At 39.4% G+C, this 706-nt stretch carries 1 protein-coding gene; it reads right to left on the bottom strand.

Going from position 1 to position 706, the window contains the following annotated elements:
• Positions 1–706 (bottom strand): terminase TerL endonuclease subunit (locus tag CVN76_RS06490; protein WP_232732126.1); only part of this gene is annotated, 706 nt, incomplete at both ends.

Here is a 706-nt window from a genome sequence, read left to right as displayed (position 1 = left end):
CTTAAAGTCTTCCAGCCCTGGCGTACTGCAACCAATGGGTATAGATCCTCTAATTCTGTAATAAAAGGCGCCGCGCTCCATTCATCATAAAAGATCCCTTTCACATTAAAGTTAAATCGTTCTACAAGGGAATGAATAAAATTAATAACGTCTTTATAATCAATAATTCCGCTTTCCTTCGTCGTGATCGTGCAAAAACCTTCAGTTTCTAGAGCTGAATAGTCTATTTTATCCCGCTTCATTTTGTTTTCCAGGCCCTCTTTAGTTCCTACAAAAGAATGACTATTTACATAAAATCTATTATTCCCTTCTTCGTCTACATAAGGAACTATCCAGGAAACGGCGGTTAAATCCGTTGTACGCGATAAATCCACGCCAATATAAGCGTCTTTCCCGGTTATAAAAGGTTCTAGCTCTATGGCACACGCTGCCCACTCTTCCCCTTTCAAAAAGCTTTCTTTACTGGCGTTTTGCCACATATTGAAATTCTTTACTACTGTCGGGCCAAGATCGTTTTTCGCGCGGGCTTCGGTCAATTTCTTTTTGATATTCTTACTCATTACGTCCTTACGTGCCGCAACTTCTAGTAGTGGATTCGATTTGATCCATAGCTTTTCTTTGTTGATCTCTTTTATGTCGTCCTGCTCGTAGCAGATAGCAAAATAATTATCGTTTATTTCTTCCCCGCTGAGGATCTTTTTAATAT

It is taken from the genome of Bacillus sp. mrc49 (genome assembly GCF_002803435.1).
Note: the sequence above shows the minus strand (reverse complement) of the source record. Positions and strands in the feature narration are given on the sequence as shown.